The following is a 17352-nucleotide window of genomic DNA, read 5'->3' on the forward strand; positions in this document are numbered from 1 at the left end:
TTCCCCCGCGCCTCAGGACACCCCGCCCAGGGCCCGCAGCAGCACGGTGGCGATGACCACCATGGCGGCGCCGCCGATGCGGGTGGAAATCTGGGCGAAGGGCATCAGGCCCATGCGGTCCGACGCCGACAGGATGGCCACGTCGCCGGTGCCGCCCAGCCCGCTGTGGCAGGCGGTGACGATGGCGGCCTCCACCGCGTACATGCGCATCCTATGGCCGATGAAGAAGCCGGCGGTGATCATGGCGGCCACGGTGGCGGTACAGATGGCGACATAGCCCAGGGTGAAGGCCCCCACCAGCTGTGGCCACGACACCAGCAGGGCGCCCATGGCCACCAGGATGGCGAAGGTCAGGTTGGTCGACATGAAGCGGTTGATCTGGTAGGCGCCCAGCTCCATCTCCGCCGGCAGGATGCGGGTGAGCTTCAGCAGGGCGGACCCCACGATCATCAGGATGGGGGCGGGAATGCCGGTCACGGGCGCCAGCTGCGTGCCCAGGATGAACAGGCCGCAGGCCAGCAGCAGGCCGGCCCCCATCAGGCGCAGCTCGATGGGCCGGTCGGGGCCCCGCTCGGCCAGCAGATCCCTGTCGGCGCCGGAACGCACCAGCAGGCCGTTGCCGTTGTAACGGGGGTGGCGCAGGCCGAAGCGGTTCAGCAGGCCGCAGCCGATGATGGCCGCCACGTTGCCCAGCAGGGCCGCCGGCACCATCATGCCCATGAGGTCGGCCTGGGGCCGGCCCAGGATCTCGGCATAGCCCGCCGACAGGGGCAGCACGCCCTCGCCCAGGCCACCGCCCAGGATGGGCACCAGGATGAAGAAAAAGGTGTGGGCGGGGCCGTAGCCGAAGGCCAGGCCGACACAGATGCCAACGCCCAGCGCCGCCAGCGTGCCGCCCAGCAGGGGCACGAACATGCGCAGGAACCCCTGCACCAGCACACGGTGCGGCATGCCCAGGATGCTGCCCGCCACCAGGCAGGCGATGTAGAAGTATTGGAAATTGGCTGTCTTGAAGGTGGTGGTCACCGCCTTGACCATGGCCGGGTCGGCGACGCCGGTGCCCACCAAGGCCGCCGGCACGAACAGGCAGAGGATGGCGGTGCCGCCGATGTGGCGCAGCACGGGCAGCCGGGTGCCCAGTTCCCCCAGCAGGAAGCCGGTCAGCATCAGCACGGACAGGCCGCCGATGACGTCGTTGGGCAGGCGTCCGGACACGGCGGCCAGGACGGTGACGGCGCACAGCGCGACATATACCGGCAGGGGCAGCGGCCCGATGCGCAGGGCGGCCAGGCGCCCCGGCATTGACGGTGTGCCGGGCATGGCGGGGATCTCGGTCACGGGCGTATCCTCCCAATATTGTTTTGTTCTGGCAAAGCGGGGGCGACGCCGCGCCCCGGCGGTGGGACGCGGGCGGCAGGACGGGCGGTGGTCGATAGGTCAGTAGAACCAGGGGTTGGCCTGGCGGTGGCCGGCTTCGAACGCGCGGATGGCCTCGGCATGGCGGGCCAGCGTGGCGCTGACCCCGTCCAGACCCTGGATCAGGGCGTCACGGCGCAGGGCCTCGACGGCGAAGGGGATGGTGCGGCCGTCGGCCTCCACGGTGATGGTCTGTCCGGGAAGGTCGACGGTCAGGCCATTGGCGTCCGGCTGGCTGACCTGGGCCATCAAATCCTTGAGGACATCGGCCGGCAGCGTCACGGTCAGGATGCCGTTGCGCTGGCAGTTGTCGTTGAAGATGCCGGCGAAGCTGGTGCCGATCAGGGCACGGACGCCCAGCTGGGCCAAGCCCCAGACAGCGTGCTCGCGGGAGGAGCCGCAGCCGAAGTTCGGCCCCACCACCAGGAACCGGGCGCCCCGCCAGCCGGGGCGGTTCAGGATGAAGTCGGCGCGCGGCTGGCCATCGGCGGCGAAACGCAGGTCATGGAACACGCCCCGGTCCAGCCCCGTGCGGTCCACGCCCTTCAGGAATTGCTTGGGCATGATGACGTCGGTGTCGACATTGGGCTGGGGCAGGGGGGCGGCGGGGCCGGTGACGCTGGTGAAGGGCTGCATCAGGCGACCTCCTCTTGGCTGGTAAACTGGCGAACGTCGGCCAGGTGGCCGGCCACGGCGGCGGCGGCCACCATGGCGGGGCTCATCAGGTGGGTGCGGGCCCCCTTGCCCTGGCGCCCCTCGAAATTACGGTTGGTGCTGGAGGCGCAGCGGTCCCCGGGTTGCAGCACGTCGTCGTTCATGGCCAGGCACATGGAACAGCCGGACTGCCGCCATTCGAAGCCGGCGTCGATGAAGACGCGGTCCAGCCCCTCGCGCTCCGCCTGCGCCCGCACCTGGGTCGACCCCGGCACGATGATGGCGCGCACGCCCGCCGCCACCCGCCGGCCGCGCAGGATGCGGGCGGCGTCGCGCAGATCCTCGATGCGGGCGTTGGTGCAGGACCCGATGAAGGCGTGGCTGATGGCGATGCCGTCCAGCGCCGTCCCCGGCGCCAGGCCCATGTAGTCCAGGGCGCGGGCCAGGGCGGCGCGGCGGCCAGGCTCTGCCTCCGCCTCCGGCGCCGGTACGGTCGCGGTGATGATCGCCGCCTGGTCGGGGCTGGTGCCCCAGCTGACCATGGGCGCCACGTCCTCCGCCGCCAGATGCACCTCGCGGTCGAAGGTGGCGCCCTCGTCGGTCTTGAGCGCCAGCCAGGCCTGTGCCGCCCGGTCCCACAGCGCGCCTTTGGGCGCGCGCGGCCGGCCGTGGATATAGGCCAGCACCTTTTCATCCGCCGCGATGACGGCGCCGCGGGCGCCCGCCTCCACGATCATGGTGCAGACGGTCATGCGCCCCTCCACGCCCATGGCGTCGATGGCGGGCCCGGCGAACTCCACGGCATAGCCGGTGGCGCCATCGGCGCCGACGCGGCGGATGACCTCCATCACCAGGTCCTTGGGCGTCACCCCGGGGGCCAGCGCCCCGCCCACCACGATGCGCAGGGTTTTCAGCCGCCGGTACACCAGCGTCTGGGTCGCCAGGTAATGCTCGATGTCCGAGGTGCCGATGCCGAAACCCAGCGCGCCCAGGGCGCCATAGGCCGTGGTGTGGCTGTCGCCGGCCGCCACCACCATGCCCGGCATGACCAGGCCCTGCTCCGGCGCCACCACATGCTCGATGCCCTGGCGCGGGTCCAGGATGTCGAACAGCTCGATGCCGAAATCGCGGGCGTTTTCGCGGAAATAGGCGATCTGCGCCGCCGCCTCTTTATCCGCCACCTCCAGGGTTCGATGGCTGGCGGTGGGGTTGACATGGTCCACCACCATCAGGGCGGCCGCCGGGTTCCATACCGGCCGTCCCGCCTCGCGTAGGCCGCTGAAGGCCTGGGGGCTGGTGTACTCGTTCAGGATGGTGCGGTCGACGTACAGCAGCAGCTGTTCACCCGCCCGCCCCCTGTCGGCGCTAGTGTCGGGGGTGGGGCCGCCGTCATCCAGGCGGCAGACGGTATGGGCGTCGATGATCTTGTCGTACAGCGTGCGCGGCATGGGCTTCTCCCTATGACCGCACTATGAAAGCCGGCTCGCCACCCGCCCAATGCCGTGTGGTTATAAGCTTATGCAAGTCCCCTCAAGCGTGGTTTCCAGTCCGCTTCGCTCCCCAGAAACCTGCGGCGGCCCCGGTCGGGGCCTACAACGGCATGAGCCTGTGTCTCATGCCGTTGGGGCACCCCCGGCCACGTGCGCCCAGAACTTTTCCGCCACCGGGGACTGGCGCGCGCGGGAGCGGTAGAGGTGGATTTCCATGGGGATGTCCCAGCTGGCGTCACCGGCGCGCACCAGCTCGCCCCGCTCCAGATGTTCCGCCACCAGGCTCAGGGGGGACCAGCCCAGGCCGCGCCCGTCCAGCGCCATGGTCACCAGCAGCTTGGCCAGGTGTGAGGTGAAGGTGGGCTTCAGATGCGTGGCGGGCAGGGCCGTCTCCAGCGCCGCCGCCACAATGCGCCCCATGCCGGACTCCGGGCGATAGGCGACGTAGGCCACGGGCGCGTCGGCCCTGCCGGGCAGGCTGTGCAGGGGGCGACCGTCCGCGTCCGGCGCGCTGACCGGCACCATCACGTCGTCGCCGATATGGACGGAGCGGAACTGCGCGGGCGCCAGCAGGGTGCTGGCCGCCGGATAATGGTGGCACAGCAGGAACTGCGACTGGCCCTGGATCATCATGCGTTCGCAGATCTCCATATGGTTGGCCACCATCTGGACATTGATGTTGAAGGGCAGCGTCGTCTCCACCCGGCGCAGCCAGGCGGGAAAGAAGGTCAGCGACAGGGCGTTGGTGGCGGCGAAGCGCAGCAGTTCGGTATGGCCCTGCGCCACCTCCCGCGCCTCATCCCGCCCGCTGGCCAGGCGGCGCAGGATCTCCTCCGCCGTCACCTGGAAGGACTCGCCGGCGGCGGTCAACTCCACCGTGTGGGTGGTGCGGTGGAACAGGGGCGTGCCCACCCAGTCCTCCAGCGCGCGGATGCGGCGGCTCAGCGCCGGCTGGGTGATGTTGCGGTTCTCCGCCGCGCGGGAGAAGCCGCCGTGCGCCACCACCGCAAGGAAATCCTCCAGCCACGCCACTTCCATATCCGGTTCCCGCCCCCAGTCGGCCCATCCCTAATCGACAAAGCGCTCCAGCGCGCCGGCATCGCGCACCTCGATGCCGCCATATCCCCGGCGCACCAGGCCGGCCCGTTCCAGCCGGCCCAGGGCGCGGTTTGCCGTCTGGCGGCTGAGTCCCAGCATGCCGGCCAGATCCTCCTGCGACAACGGCAGAAGCACGGGCGCGCTTCCCGTATCCCCTGGCGGCGCCTCCTCCAGCCGGCACAGCAGGGCCAGCAGGCGGGCGGTGCGCTGGGGCGTGGGCAGGGCCAGCACCTCGCCCAAGTAGTGCGTGGCCTGGCGCAGATGACGGCTGAGGATGCCGGCGAAGTTGGCCCAGCGACGGGGGTCGGCATCCACGATCCGCGCGAAGGCCTGGGCCGCCAGGTGCAGCACCACGCTTTTCCCCCGCGCCACCGCCGTCTGCCCCCGGGGCAGGCCGTCGACCATGGAAACCTCGCCGAACCAGTGGCCCGGCCCCGCGTGCAGGATCACCACCTCCCGCCCATCCTCCTGCACCGTGGCCAGGCGCATGCGGCCCGCGACCAGGGCATACAGCCCATCCGGCGCGTCGCCGCCGCGATACACCGCCTGGCCGTCGGCATAGGCCCGCAGCCGCCCCCGCGCCAGGATCTCGGCGCGCAGGTCCGCCGGCTGCTCCGCCAGCCAACCCCGCGTTTCCAGAACCTGGGCCGCCGCATGCTTGTCCACCTTCGCCCCCCCTCAAACGGTTCGGCTTAGATTGTCAAATCCGCGACATTCTTAAAAGCCATCCGGGCGTAGGCTGCCTTCATCATAAAAACACCGGGAGGATTCCATGTTCGAAACCGCGCCCACGCTGGCCCCCGCCGACCAGCCGCCGTTACGCGACCGCGTCTCGGCCGAGGAATGGCGGCTGCGTGTTGATCTGGCGGCGGCCTACCGCCTGGTGGCCCTGTTCGGCTGGGACGATTTGGTGTTCACCCACATCTCGGCCCGGGTGCCGGGGCCGGAGCACCACTTCCTCATCAACCCCTACGGCATGCTGTTCGAGGAGATCACCGCCAGCAGCCTGGTGAAGGTGGACATGGACGGCAAGGTGGTGCTGGACACCGGTTTCCCCGTGAACCCGGCGGGCTTCACCATCCACTCCGCCGTGCATCAGGTGCGCGAAGACGCGGGCTGTGTGCTTCACCTGCACACCGCCGACGGCACGGCGGTCTCGACCTTGGAGGAAGGCCTGCTGCCCCTGAACCAGACGGCGCAGCTGGTGATCGACGACCTCGCCTACCACGATTACGAGGGCGTGGCGTTCGAGCATGACGAGCGCCCGCGCCTGCAGCGCGACCTGGGCGCCAAGAACACCATGCTGCTGCGCAACCACGGCACCTTGACCGTGGGGCGCACGGTGGCCGAGGCCTTCACCCGCATGTATTTCCTGGAACGGTCCTGCACCATGCAGGTGCGCACCCTGACCATGGGCCGGCCGCTCTATCCCGCCCCGCATGAGGCCATCGAGCGCAACATCCAGATCAGCCGCATGGGTGTGTCCCAGGCGGCCAACCTGCTGGTCTGGCCGGCCCTGCTGCGCCGCCTGGCGCGGCAGATGCCGGGGTATGCGGACTGATCCTGGACAATGCTAGGCAATGGCTACGGCTCAGGAAATCAGGTCCAGGCCAATGGCGCGGGCGGCCTCGGTAAGGGCGTGGTCAAGGGTGGCCAAAGGCAGAGCCTGTCGTTGCGCCAGTTCCAGGTAGGCCGCGTCATAGACGGTCAGCCGGTGCTGGCGCGCCAGGGTCAGCACGGCGGTTTCATCCGGGGAACGGTCCACCATCACGCCCAGTTTGGCGAGCCGATACAGGAAGGCCGCCGTATCCTCCGGAGTAAGCCGCCGCCGGCGCTCGCTGATGATTAAGGTATTGCGGACTTCAAACCACCAAAGGCTGGGGGCGTGCGCGCGGTCCGTGCGAATTCGCTCAAGCGCGCGCGTGGCGATAGGATGGTCTTCATCCTTGAAGGCCCAACAGGCGGCGACCGACGCGTCGATCACGAAGGGCATTAATATTTGTGCCCTTCGTGACGGGCCGACAGCAAATCGTCCAGCGAAATCGGGCCGGTCTTCTGTTGAAGGCCGCGGATGCCCTCAATGGCCCGGTCGATCTCCTCCTGCCGGCTTTCCGCTTCAGGAATGAGCCGCGCGATGGGGCGGCCGTGCCGGGTGATGATAATGGTCTCCCCCCGCTCCACCTCATCCAGGATTTGGGGCAGGTGGGTTTTCGCTTCCGACGATTGAACCTCGCGCATGACCTTCGCTTTCGACCAGTCGAATCGACCAATCCATTTTATAGAAAAGCGGCGGAACATCAATCGGCCTTGCGCGAACAAGCCGCAGGGTAGGCCTTCGCCAGGCCAGATCCCCCCATCAATAGCCCTCATCCACCCAATGCTGGGTGGACTTCTTCGGACGCTTGTAGCCGTTGTCCGGCTGGCGCGGGGGCAGGGGCAATTCCACCGGGCTCAGGTCCTTGTAGGGGATCTGGTGCAGCAGGTGGGCGATGCAGTTCAGGCGCGCCTTCTTCTTGTTGTCGGCGTCGACGATGTACCAGGGCGCGTGGGCATGGTCGGTGTGGGCCAGCATCACGTCCTTGGCCTTCGAATATTCCACCCAGCGGCCGCGCGACTCCAGGTCCATGGGCGACAGTTTCCAGCGCTTCATGGGGTTGTGCATGCGCTCCACGAAGCGCTTCTCCTGCTCCTCATCGCTGACGGAGAACCAGTACTTGATCAGGATGACGCCGGATTTCACCAGCATCTCCTCGAACAGGGGGCAGGCGCGCAGGAACTCCTGGTACTCATCCTCGGTGCAGAAGCCCATGACCTTCTCGACGCCGGCGCGGTTGTACCAACTGCGGTCGAACAGGATCATCTCGCCGGGGCCCGGCAGATGCTGGACATAGCGCTGGAAGTACCACTGGCCCTTCTCCCGCTCCGTGGGCGTGCCCAGGGCCACCACGCGGCAGATGCGGGGGTTCAGGCTTTCGGTGATGCGCTTGATGACCCCGCCCTTGCCGGCGGCGTCGCGGCCCTCGAACAGCACCACCACCTTCAGGCCCTGAATGCGCACCCACTCTTGCAGCTTCAGCAGCTCGAACTGCAGGCGCGCCAGCTCATCGATGTACTTGTAGTGCTTGGGCGGCCGGCCCGGCTTGCCCGGGCCCAGGATGTTCCAGCGGTCCTCGATGCGCTTATGTTCCCTGGCGTTGCGCAGGATCTCGCCGTCCAGCGGCGGGGCCGGGCTGATGTCCGCCATCTCTTCCGGTGTGGGCTCGCCCACCTCGCCGCCCTGGGCGGCGCCATTCGTGTGCTGCGCGTTCTGATTCGCATGCTTCTTGGACTTGCCGGCCATGGCGTCTCAGGCCTCCCCGTGATGTGCGCGCCACTCATATGCGCTGGTGAACCGTTGCGGTTCCTTGCCAAGCACCTTGTCCCTGAATGGGGCACCCCATCCTTGCGCCATGTCAATGCGCCCTTCGGTTATGCGGATTGCATAATGAAAGTCACGAGGTCAAGATGGCGGTGACACGGATACGATCAAGAGGATCAACGATGGTTGCCCCGGGTGAGACCGACAAGCAGATGGGCGAGGCGGAACGCATGGCGGCGCTGGCCCGCATGGACGGGCTGGATTTCCTGCGCGCCATGATGGCGGGCGATCTGCCGCCGCCGCCCATCAACCAGACCCTGGGCTTCACGTTGACCCATGCCGAGGTGGGCTACGCCGTCTTCACCGGCACGCCGGTCCACGCCTATTACAACCCCATCGGCTCGGTCCATGGCGGGTGGATCGCCACCCTGCTGGACAGCTGCATGGCCTGCGCCGTTCAGACCACGCTGACCGGCGGTCGCGCTTACACCACGCTGGAACTGAAGATCAATTACATCCGCGCGGTGACCTCGGCCACCGGCCCGGTGCGGGCCGAGGGGCGCATCATCCATGCCGGCGGCCGCACCGCCACGTCCGAAGGCCGCCTGGTAGACGCCGACGGCCGGCTGCTAGCCCACGGCACCACCACGTGCCTGGTGTTCGACCCCCGGCCGCCCAAGGGCTGAGCCGCCGGCACCTGGATGGTTGGCTGGCAAGGGTGAGGTAGGCAGGGGGGCGACCGGCGGGGCGGGCTGGGCCGGAACGTCGCCCGCCGCCCGCTGGTCCAGTTCCTCCACAACCCGCCGGTGCAGGGCGCCATCAAGCGGGTAGCCCGCCATCAGCGCCAGGGTGGCGGCGAACAGGCCGCAGGGCAGCAGGGACATCAGCAGGCGCAGGCCGTTCAAGGTTTCCGCCGACTGGGTGGCGTTGGGCACGAAGCCGATGGCGGACAGCAGCCAGCCCAGCAGGGCGCCGGCCAGGCCCAGCGCCACCTTCTGCGCCAGCGAGGCCACGCCGAAAATCTTGGCCTCGTCCCGGCGGCCGAAGCGCCATTCGTTGTAATCAACCAGGTCGGGCAGCATGGCCCAGAAGCCCACGGCGTGGACGGTGCAGCCCACGAACAGGGCGGCGATGGCCGCCACCGCCAGGGCGGGCTGGTCACTGGGCGCCATCAGGAAGGCCAGGGAGGATAGCGCCGCCAGGCCGGTTCCCATCTGCCACGACACCTTCTTGCTGGTGCGGCGGGACAGCCACACCCAGAAGGGCACGCTGACGGCGCTGGCGGCGGAAAAGGCGGGCATGGCGTAAGCGGCCAGGTCCATGTCACCCACGTCGTACTTGAAGAAATAGACCAGGTTGCGGAACTGCAAGGCGCCCGCCACCTGGATGAGTCCGATGGACACCAGCAAGCGCATCAGCGGGCCGGAACGGCCCAGCGTGCGCAGGAAGCCGGCGACATCGCTGTCAAGCGTGGCGCGCGAGGCGGGCGTCAGGGCCGGGTACGGCTTTTCCTTCACCACGCTGGCGCACAGCCAGAACAGGGCGACGGACAGCGTGCCCACCACCAGGCCGCTGATGCTGTAGCCCAGGCCGCCGCCCGGTGAGCCACCATGACCGCCGGCCGCCATATGGTCGATGCGGGCGGCCAGGGCCGGCAGCAGGAACGACACGGTGATGCCGCCGATGAAGGCGCAGGTCATGCGATAACCGGTGAGGCTTGACCGCTCCTCCGCGTCCTGGGTGATGCGCGCGGACAGCGAGGCGTAGGGGATGGAGACGATGGTGTAGACGCCGCGCCAAGCCATGTGGCTCAGGATGGCGTAGGCGATCAGCCCGCCCTCGCCCAGGCCGGGGGCGGTGAAACAGGCGGCCATGACGGCGCCCAGCGGCACGCCGCCCCACAGGATGAAGGGGCGGTACCGGCCCAATCGCGTGCTGGTGCGGTCGGCCCACACGCCCATCAGGGGATTGGCCAGGCCGTCGGCGATGGCGGCCACCAGGAAACCCACGCCCACCCACACCGGGGGCACGCCCTGCACATCCGTCTGGAAATAGGCCAGGAACAGGGTCATCGCCTGCCAGTGCAGGTTCAGGCCCAAATCACCGATGGCGTAGCCCAGCTTGGTCTTCAAGGCGACGGGCGCCTGTCCGTATGCCATCTTCCCCCCAGGGAATTCTTCTCTTGGGGCCAGGGTGGCGCCGGCGGAAATGACAGCGGTGCCGTCATCCCGCTTCCGCCCCAGGCCGCCCCCAGGAAACAACATCCGGTGGCGGTCACGCCAGCATGCCTTTCGGACGGTGGCGGTCAAATGATGGACGGGCGCGCTTTTTTGCGCCATCGATGCAGGATTGCCGCAACCTGGCGCTTTGGGCAATTGTGAGCCCGCGCCGGCCCCAGGGATGGGGAAGCGGCACCGATATAGGGATGGGAGTGGACATATGGCGGGGCCTGACCGCAAGCCGACGATCATCGATGTGGCGCGCCTGGCGGGGGCGTCCATCAAGACGGTGTCGCGGGTCATCAACAAGGAACGCTATGTCAGCCCCGACATGCAGGAGCGCATCGAGAAAGCTGTGGCCGAGCTGGGCTATCAGCCCAACATGATGGCCCGCAGCCTGGCCAGCGAGCGCTCCAACCTCATCGGCCATCTCTACGGCGACGCCGGCGGCCCCTACACCCTGGAAATCCAGGTGGGCCTGCTGAACCGCTGCCGGGCTCACGGCTATCACCTGATGATCGAGGAAATCGATTATCGCAGCCCCAACGTGGAGCAGCGGGCCAGCGCCATCGTCAACCAGATGCGGCTGGACGGTGTGGTGCTGACGGCCCCCGTGACCGACAACCCCATCGTGCTGCGGATTTTGGAGGAGGCGGGCGTGCCTTACGTCCGCGTGACGCCGCAGCAGGAATCGGAAACCTCCCCCTCCGTCCGCATCGATGAACGGCAGGCGGCCTACACCCTGACCCAGCACCTGTTGGCCCTGGGCCACCGGCGCATCGGCTTCATCAAGGGCAAGGCCAACCACACCGCCACCATCCTGCGCTACACCGGCTATTGCGAGGCGCTGACCGACGCCGGCGTGACGGTGGACCCGGTGCTGGTGGAGCAGGGGGAGTTCACCTACGCCTCCGCCGTGGCCTGCGCCCGCCGCCTGCTGGACCAGCCGCACCGCCCCACCGCCATCTTCGCCAGCAACGACGAAATGGCCGCCGCCGTGGTGGCGGAGGCGCACAACCGCGGCTTCAGCCTGCCGGCCAACCTGTCGGTGGTGGGTTTCGACGACACCCCGCTGGCCGAGATGATGTGGCCGCCGCTGACCACGGTGCGCCAGCCGGTGCGGGAAATGGCGGAAACGGCGGCCGACATCCTGATCGGCCTGCTGTCCCAGCGCGGCAAGGTCGACTGGCCCAAGCCCGTGCCGCACCAGGTGCTGGCCCACACCATCCTGCTGCGTCAATCCACGGCCCGCCCGCCCGGCAAGGCGTGAATTGTTTCCAACGGCATTTGAGCGCGCCGCTCAAAATGCCGTTCCTCAATCGCCGGGCGCCGCCATCCGGCGGCTAGGCTTCCTCGCTGCGCCCTGCGGTGCCCGCTGCGGCGGACGCGGTCGCGTCCTACGACGGCCGCAGGCTTCACCTCCGTCCTGTCGCGGCCTGGGGTGGGCGGAAGCCGCTGCGATAGACCTCCTCCACCAGGTCGCGGTGGGTGGGCAGGCTGGACACCGCCTGGGGGGCCACGGTGCGCAGGCCCCGAAACTCGTGCCGCGCCTCATCCATGCGGCGGTACAGGGCACGCGCCGGCTCCAGGTCGGTTTTGAAGCCCATGCCGTACAGGACGTACTGGTAGCTGGCCGGCAGGAAGGTCTCGTGGTCGGCCACGAAGTCGAAGCGCCCGGGCGGCCGGTGGGCCCAGACGGCGAGACGGTCGCGCAGGCTTTCCGGTATGGTGGCCGGGTCGGCGTTGTCCCGCCAATAGGCGCTGTCGGTACGCCGCGTGACGCAGTAGTGCAGCTTCAGGAAATCGACGATGCGCTCATACCGCTTGCCCATCAGCGCGTTGTAGGCGCGGGCGGTGGCGGCCATGGACGCGGCCGTCCGCGCGCTGTCCAGTCCCATCTCGCCCCAGGGGAAGTACTGGGCGATCATGTGGGCCGCCACCTCGATCAGCATGATGCCGGTCGATTCCAGCGGCTCGAAAAAGCCGCCCGACAGGCCCACGGCCACGCAGTTGCCCACCCACTGGGCCGTGCGGCAGCCCGAGTCGAACTTCAGCAGGCGCGCCTGCCGGCCCTCGGCCACCGGGCCCAGGTAACGGCGCAGCACCTCTTCCGCCCGGGCGTCGTCGGTGTGGCGGCTGGAATAGACATAGCCGGTGCCCCGGCGGTCGTTCAGGCCGATGTCCCAGGTCCAGCCCGCCTCATGCGCCGTGGCCACGGTGTAGGAGGGGATGGGCGCGTCCGGCCGGTCATAGGGCACCTGAAGCGCCACCGCCCGGTCGTTGAACAGCACATCCTGATAGGACTTGAAGGGCACCTTCAGCGCCCGGCCGATGATCTCCGCCCGAAAGCCGCTGCAGTCGATGTACAGGTCGGCGCTCAGGCCGCCGTGCTCGCCCGTTTCCACCCGCGCCACGGCGCCGCTCCCGTCCAGCACCACGTCGGTGACGGTGCCCACCCGGTGGCGGACGCCCAGCTCGATGGCCACGGTGCGCAGCAGCGCGGCCAGGCGGTTGGCGTCGAAGTGATAGGCGTAGTTCAAGGGCGCCGCATAGGGCGGGTCGACGGGCCGCTTGGGCCCGCGCGAGGCGTCCGCCACCGCCTTCTGCAGGGTCACGGCCTCGGCGAAGGGCAGGTCCCCGGCCCCGCCCAGCAGCCAATAGGGCAGCAGTTCCGGCCCGTTGCCCTGATGAGGAAAGTTGAAGGGGTGGAAATAGTGGGTATGGCCGGGCACGGCGCCCAGGGCCTGGGTCGGCGACGCGCCGGGCGTCGGCGTTTCCGCCCAGTCCACGAAATGAACGCCCTGCTTGAAGGTGGCGGTGCTTTCCCGCAGGAAGCGCGCCTCATCGATGCCGATGGCGGCCAGGGTGGAACGGATGGTGGGGAAGGTGCCCTCGCCCACGCCGATGATGCCGATGTCGCTCGATTCGATCAGGGTGATTTCTGTCCCGCCGGACAGATTGGCGCCCAGTGTCTTGGCCAGGTAGGCGGCGGTCAGCCAGCCGGCGGTGCCCCCGCCCACGATCAGGATACGGCGCCGGACGCCTTCCGCTGCGGTCATCACTTCCTCCCTCATGGCCACCTGTTCCCCTTGGCGGAACGGCGGCGGTTCTTATGTTTCTCAAACCGTTAGGGCGGGCCGTGCCATTCCGGGGCAGTGCCCGCCCGCCCCTCACCCAGGGGTTGCCGGCCGGTTTGTCGCACTGCCGCAGGCATCGACCCGCGCATGAGGCCAGAATACCACGGTTACCGCCATATGACAGCGCTGTGCGACAACGTTGTCATAATTTTGTTGACAGCATTGTCAGCCCCGCTAAACATGCGACCCACAACGGCGCCGCACCTATTCGATGTGGCGGTGACCGTCGAATATCCGCCTAGAGCAACCAGGCTAGAATAAAAGGGAGGAAGCGAGATGAAGGCGAGACTCGGACTCTATCTGCAAGCAGCGGCTGTGATTGCCCTGTCCGGTGGCGCGTATGCGCAGACCGCGACGGGCCCGGCCGGTCCCTCCGACACCATTGCCGAAATCGTCGTTACCGCGACCAAGCGTGAGACCAAGCTGCAGGAAACCCCGATCGCCGTGTCGGCGTTCAGCCAGGACAGCCTGGACAAGCAGCAGGTCAAAGACATCACCGACCTGTCCAAGTTCGTGCCCAGCCTGCAGTTCGGCCAGCAGGGCGACCAGAACGCCATCACCCTGACCCTGCGTGGCATCGGCAACGACAGCGCCTACACCGAAGTGGCCGACCCCGAGGTCGCCATGTATGTCGACGGCATCTACTCGCCGCGCGCCCAGGGCGCCTCGGTGTTGATGTACGACATGGAGCGCGTGGAAGTGCTGCGCGGCCCGCAGGGCACCCTGTTCGGCCGCAACGCCACCGTCGGCGCTGTGAACCTGGTCTCCGCCAAGCCGACCTTCGACAAGGAATACGGCAACGCCGAGGTCGTCGCCGGCTCCTACGGCCGTTTCGGCACCCGCGGCATGTTCAACCTGCCCGTCTCCGACAAGCTGGCCTTCCGCGTCGCCTTCGTGACGGACAAGCACGACGGCTATGTCGACTACCAGCCGGCCCCGAACGTGCCGGGCGTGAACCCGGCCGCCTACGTGACCAGCGGCCCGAAGTACTACGCCGGCGACCAGAAGTCCTTCCGCGTCAGCGGCGCCTGGCGCCCGACGGACAGCTTCAGCTGGGACCTGAACTTCGAGTGGTATGAAGACACCGGCACCCCGGTCGAACCGCTGATGCAGACCCCGCGTCCGGGCACCAACCTGTGGTCGGTGCAGGCCGACACCGCGCCCTTCCAGGACCGCACCGCGAAGTCCGTCCACAGCAAGATGGACTACGACATCAACGACTACCTGCAGCTGACCTATGTCGCCGGCGCCTCTTGGCTGGGCGGCGGCAACCAGGTCGACGCCGACAGCGGCGTGCTGGCCCCTACCGGCGCCAACACCCCCTCGGGCGCGTTCGAGCAGAACAGCACCGTCTGGTCCAGCTACGACTTCTTCAGCCACGAACTGCAGCTGAAGTCATCGGGCGTGCACACCATCGACTGGATCCTGGGTGCGTACTACTCGCACGAAACCAACAAGATCCGCTTCGACATCGACCAGGCCAACGGCTATCGCCTGGGCACCTTCAGCTGGGCCGGCAGCTTCATCCAGTCCGATCGTGAGATCGAGTCGGCCGCCGGCTTCGGCCAAGCCACCTGGCACGTCACCGACGACATCCGCCTGACCGGCGGCCTGCGTTACACCCGTGACGACAAGGAAGACGTGGGTGGCCGCAACGTCACCTGCAACGGCTGCACCCAGGGCATCTTCGGCCGCGACCCCTACTCCATCCCCGGCTACACGGCGTCGCCCAACGACGTTTATGGCCAATGGAGCAAGGCCACCTGGCTGGTTCGCGCCGACGCCGACATCATCAAGGACGTGCTGATGACCTATGCCAGCGTCGGCACGGGCTTCAAGTCGGGCAACATCGAGGACGGCGGCAAGCTGGCCGGCCCCGAGACGCTGACCAACTATGAAGTCGGCGCCAAGACGACGCTGTTCGGCGGCCGCGCCACCTTCAACGTGGCGGCCTACTATGAAGACTTCACGGGCTACCAGGTGAACCAGGCGGTCACCACCCGTGACGCCGCCGGCCATGTCATCGGCTCGCAGATCGTGACCCAGAACGCCCAGGGCGCCAAGGCCTACGGCCTGGAAGCCGAACTGGCGGCCAAGGTCACGCCGCGGGACACGATCAACCTGTCGCTGTCCGCGCAGCACACCGAGATGGAAGAGCTGCAGAGCATCGACGCCCGCCTGTACAGCGGCGGCGACGTTTCCCATCTGGTCGAGCTGAAGGGCAACGAGCTGCCCCACGCCCCGGCCCTGTCGGGCACCGTCGGGTACGAGCACGTGTTCGACCTGCCCAACGGCGCCACCCTGACCCCGCGTGTCTCCACCCATTTCGAGACCCGCAGCTACCTGTCCTTCTTCAACGCCGGCACGTACGACGAGCAGAAGGCCTACACCCGCACCGACCTGGCCGTCCGCTACGACGCGCCCAGCGGCAAGTGGTCCTTGGAAGGCTTCGTCCAGAACCTGGAAAACGCCAACATCAAGACCAACGCCGGTGCCTTCGGCGGCCCGGCGACCCCGGTGTGGACGGCCGTGTACCAGCCGCCCCAGACCTGGGGTGTGCGGGCCCACGCCAGCTTCTGATCCGGTTCGTTCGCGTTGTTCGACCCCCGGGGCGCGGGGGGCTCTCCCCTTCCGCGCCCCGGTGTTTTCCCTTCTTGGCAGGATACACTCTCCCCGAATCCTGCGCCTTGATGGGCGGTGCCCCCGCACCGCCCATCCCTTTATCCCCCTGTCGCCATCGCTGTTCGGCGCCACGATGACAACGCGTCACGTCGCCTGATTCCGCCCCTGATTTGGGAGACCCCATTGGCCCAGCCAGAGAAGCGGTCGATCACCATTCGGGAGGTCGCGGACCTGGCCAAGGTGTCCATCAAGACCGTGTCGCGGGTCATCAACCGCGAGGCCGGCGTTTCCCACGAGACGCACGCCCGGGTCATGGACGCCATCGCCCGCCTGGATTACCGCCCCAACCTGAACGCCCGGGGCCTGGCCGGCGACCGCTCCTTCCTCATCGGCCTGTTCTACGACAACCCCAGCGCCCACTATATGAGCGACGTGCAGGCCGGTGCCGTGGCCCGCTGCCGCGAGGGCGGCTTCCACCTGCTGGTGGAGCCCTGGGACAGCACCGATCCCAATGTGGGTGACCAGGTCCTGAACCTCATTTCCCAGCTGCGGCTGGAGGGTGTCATCCTGACGCCGCCGCTGGTCGACCATGCCGGCGTGTTGGAAGCCTTGCGCGCCTCGCGCATTCCACTGGTGCGCATAGCGCCGGACACGGATCGCGAGACGGCGCCCTTCGTCTACATGGACGACTACGCGGCCTCCCGCCAGATGACGGCCTACCTCATCAGCCTGGGCCATCGCCGCATCGGCTTTCTGCTCGGCCATCCCGACCACGGCGCCACCGAACAGCGCTACCGCGGCTTCCGGGATGAACTGGCGGAACACCGCATCCCCCTGGATCCGGATCTGGTGCGTCACGGCCACTTCTCCTACCGCACCGGCATGGCCTGTGCGGAGCAGCTGCTGACCCTGGCCGACCGTCCCACCGCCATCTTCGCCAGCAACGACGACATGGCGGCGGCGTCCGTCGCGGTGGCGCAGCGCCTGGGCCTGTCGGTGCCGGCCGACCTGTCGGTCGCGGGCTTCGACGACACGCCGGTGGCGCGCATCATCTGGCCGCAGCTGACCACCATCCGCCAGCCCATCAGCCGCATGGCGGCGGCGGCGGCCGACCTGCTGATCGACCGGGCGGTGCGGCGCCAGCCCTGGACCCACCCCATGCCGCGCCGGCTGCTGGAGTTCGAGGTGGTGGTGCGGGAATCGACCGCTCCGCCGTCCAGTGTGGCGGCCCTCGGCCGCGCCCGGCGCTGACCATTCCTTCTGGCGGTTGATAGCGCTCACAGCTATAGGTTGGGCGGCGCGCCTGGGTAAGGGGGCGCGCCGCTTCCTTTTGTCCGGCGAGGTGGTTCGGGTGGCGT

15 protein-coding genes are annotated in these 17352 nt (G+C 68.3%); 5 read left to right on the forward strand and 10 right to left on the reverse strand.

What is annotated here, in order from left to right; all coding sequences use genetic code 11:
- Window positions 1–12 precede the first annotated feature (12 nt).
- From UAJ10_RS22070 to UAJ10_RS22090, 5 genes are all read right to left on the reverse strand, one after another.
- Window positions 13–1338: a 2-hydroxycarboxylate transporter family protein gene (locus UAJ10_RS22070; protein ID WP_322917423.1), complete on the reverse strand. Its 1326-nt coding sequence runs from the start codon at window positions 1336–1338 to the stop codon at window positions 13–15.
- A 99-nt stretch (window positions 1339–1437) separates the two neighbouring features.
- Window positions 1438–2052 carry a 3-isopropylmalate dehydratase small subunit gene (leuD, locus tag UAJ10_RS22075; RefSeq protein ID WP_322917424.1) on the reverse strand — a complete coding sequence of 205 codons (615 nt, stop codon included), beginning with the start codon at window positions 2050–2052 and terminating at the stop codon, window positions 1438–1440.
- Window positions 2052–3518 carry a 3-isopropylmalate dehydratase large subunit gene (leuC, locus tag UAJ10_RS22080; RefSeq protein ID WP_322917425.1) on the reverse strand — a complete coding sequence of 489 codons (1467 nt, stop codon included), beginning with the start codon at window positions 3516–3518 and terminating at the stop codon, window positions 2052–2054. The genes leuD and leuC overlap by 1 nt, the downstream gene beginning before the upstream one ends.
- 165 nt (window positions 3519–3683) lie before the next feature.
- Entirely contained in the window at window positions 3684–4598 is a 915-nt protein-coding gene (locus UAJ10_RS22085) for a LysR family transcriptional regulator (protein WP_322917426.1), read from the reverse strand.
- A gap of 30 nt (window positions 4599–4628) precedes the next feature.
- Window positions 4629–5324, reverse strand: a complete 696-nt coding sequence (locus tag UAJ10_RS22090; protein ID WP_322917427.1) for a Crp/Fnr family transcriptional regulator — start codon at window positions 5322–5324, stop codon at window positions 4629–4631.
- 106 nt (window positions 5325–5430) lie between these two features.
- Between UAJ10_RS22090 and UAJ10_RS22095 the strand changes: the two genes are divergently transcribed.
- Window positions 5431–6219, forward strand: a complete 789-nt coding sequence (locus UAJ10_RS22095; RefSeq protein WP_322917428.1) for a class II aldolase/adducin family protein — start codon at window positions 5431–5433, stop codon at window positions 6217–6219.
- A 30-nt stretch (window positions 6220–6249) separates the two neighbouring features.
- Here UAJ10_RS22095 and UAJ10_RS22100 read toward each other — a convergent pair whose 3' ends face one another.
- From UAJ10_RS22100 to ppk2, 3 genes are read right to left on the reverse strand one after another with little or no spacing between them, the layout of a single operon-like run.
- Entirely contained in the window at window positions 6250–6651 is a 402-nt protein-coding gene (locus tag UAJ10_RS22100; protein WP_322917429.1) for a type II toxin-antitoxin system VapC family toxin, read from the reverse strand.
- Entirely contained in the window at window positions 6651–6956 is a 306-nt protein-coding gene (locus tag UAJ10_RS22105) for a type II toxin-antitoxin system Phd/YefM family antitoxin (RefSeq protein ID WP_322917430.1), read from the reverse strand. Before UAJ10_RS22105 ends, UAJ10_RS22100 begins: the two co-directional genes overlap by 1 nt.
- A gap of 58 nt (window positions 6957–7014) precedes the next feature.
- On the reverse strand, window positions 7015–7998 hold the full coding sequence (gene ppk2 / locus UAJ10_RS22110; RefSeq protein ID WP_322917431.1) for a polyphosphate kinase 2: 984 nt from the start codon (window positions 7996–7998) through the stop codon (window positions 7015–7017).
- Between the two features lie 200 nt (window positions 7999–8198).
- Between ppk2 and UAJ10_RS22115 the strand changes: the two genes are divergently transcribed.
- Entirely contained in the window at window positions 8199–8702 is a 504-nt protein-coding gene (locus UAJ10_RS22115) for a PaaI family thioesterase (RefSeq protein ID WP_322917433.1), read from the forward strand.
- On the opposite strand, the gene UAJ10_RS22120 is transcribed toward UAJ10_RS22115, so the two are convergent.
- Window positions 8646–10175 (reverse strand): MFS transporter, encoded by a 1530-nt coding sequence (locus tag UAJ10_RS22120; protein ID WP_322917435.1) that lies wholly within the window; start codon window positions 10173–10175, stop codon window positions 8646–8648. The genes UAJ10_RS22115 and UAJ10_RS22120 overlap by 57 nt on opposite strands.
- Before the next feature lie 280 nt (window positions 10176–10455).
- On the opposite strand from UAJ10_RS22120, the gene UAJ10_RS22125 reads away from it, so the two are divergent.
- Complete coding sequence (locus UAJ10_RS22125; RefSeq protein WP_004274201.1) at window positions 10456–11505, forward strand: LacI family DNA-binding transcriptional regulator; 1050 nt, start codon at window positions 10456–10458, stop codon at window positions 11503–11505.
- Between the two features lie 145 nt (window positions 11506–11650).
- On the opposite strand, the gene UAJ10_RS22130 is transcribed toward UAJ10_RS22125, so the two are convergent.
- Entirely contained in the window at window positions 11651–13294 is a 1644-nt protein-coding gene (locus UAJ10_RS22130; RefSeq protein ID WP_322917436.1) for a tryptophan halogenase family protein, read from the reverse strand.
- Between the two features lie 354 nt (window positions 13295–13648).
- Between UAJ10_RS22130 and UAJ10_RS22135 the strand changes: the two genes are divergently transcribed.
- Together UAJ10_RS22135 and UAJ10_RS22140 are read left to right on the forward strand one after the other, a co-directional pair.
- Window positions 13649–15952, forward strand: coding sequence for a TonB-dependent receptor (locus UAJ10_RS22135; protein WP_322917437.1), 2304 nt, complete (start codon window positions 13649–13651; stop codon window positions 15950–15952).
- Between the two features lie 225 nt (window positions 15953–16177).
- Entirely contained in the window at window positions 16178–17245 is a 1068-nt protein-coding gene (locus UAJ10_RS22140) for a LacI family DNA-binding transcriptional regulator (protein WP_322917438.1), read from the forward strand.
- Window positions 17246–17352: the final 107 nt, after the last annotated feature.

The organism is Nitrospirillum guaranorum (assembly GCF_034653275.1).
Taxonomy (GTDB): domain Bacteria; phylum Pseudomonadota; class Alphaproteobacteria; order Azospirillales; family Azospirillaceae; genus Nitrospirillum.

Bases quoted from the DNA above. Each gene is read 5' to 3' on its own strand.
- UAJ10_RS22115 (WP_322917433.1), top strand. From the start codon at position 8,199: ATGGTTGCCCCGGGTGAGACCGACAAGCAGATGGGCGAGGCGGAACGC.
- UAJ10_RS22085 (WP_322917426.1), bottom strand. From the start codon at position 4,598: ATGGAAGTGGCGTGGCTGGAGGATTTCCTTGCGGTGGTGGCGCACGGC.
- leuC (WP_322917425.1), bottom strand. From the start codon at position 3,518: ATGCCGCGCACGCTGTACGACAAGATCATCGACGCCCATACCGTCTGC.
- UAJ10_RS22100 (WP_322917429.1), bottom strand. From the start codon at position 6,651: ATGCCCTTCGTGATCGACGCGTCGGTCGCCGCCTGTTGGGCCTTCAAG.
- leuD (WP_322917424.1), bottom strand. From the start codon at position 2,052: ATGCAGCCCTTCACCAGCGTCACCGGCCCCGCCGCCCCCCTGCCCCAG.
- UAJ10_RS22125 (WP_004274201.1), top strand. From the start codon at position 10,456: ATGGCGGGGCCTGACCGCAAGCCGACGATCATCGATGTGGCGCGCCTG.
- UAJ10_RS22105 (WP_322917430.1), bottom strand. From the start codon at position 6,956: ATGTTCCGCCGCTTTTCTATAAAATGGATTGGTCGATTCGACTGGTCG.
- UAJ10_RS22130 (WP_322917436.1), bottom strand. From the start codon at position 13,294: ATGACCGCAGCGGAAGGCGTCCGGCGCCGTATCCTGATCGTGGGCGGG.
- UAJ10_RS22135 (WP_322917437.1), top strand. From the start codon at position 13,649: ATGAAGGCGAGACTCGGACTCTATCTGCAAGCAGCGGCTGTGATTGCC.
- UAJ10_RS22120 (WP_322917435.1), bottom strand. From the start codon at position 10,175: ATGGCATACGGACAGGCGCCCGTCGCCTTGAAGACCAAGCTGGGCTAC.
- ppk2 (WP_322917431.1), bottom strand. From the start codon at position 7,998: ATGGCCGGCAAGTCCAAGAAGCATGCGAATCAGAACGCGCAGCACACG.
- UAJ10_RS22095 (WP_322917428.1), top strand. From the start codon at position 5,431: ATGTTCGAAACCGCGCCCACGCTGGCCCCCGCCGACCAGCCGCCGTTA.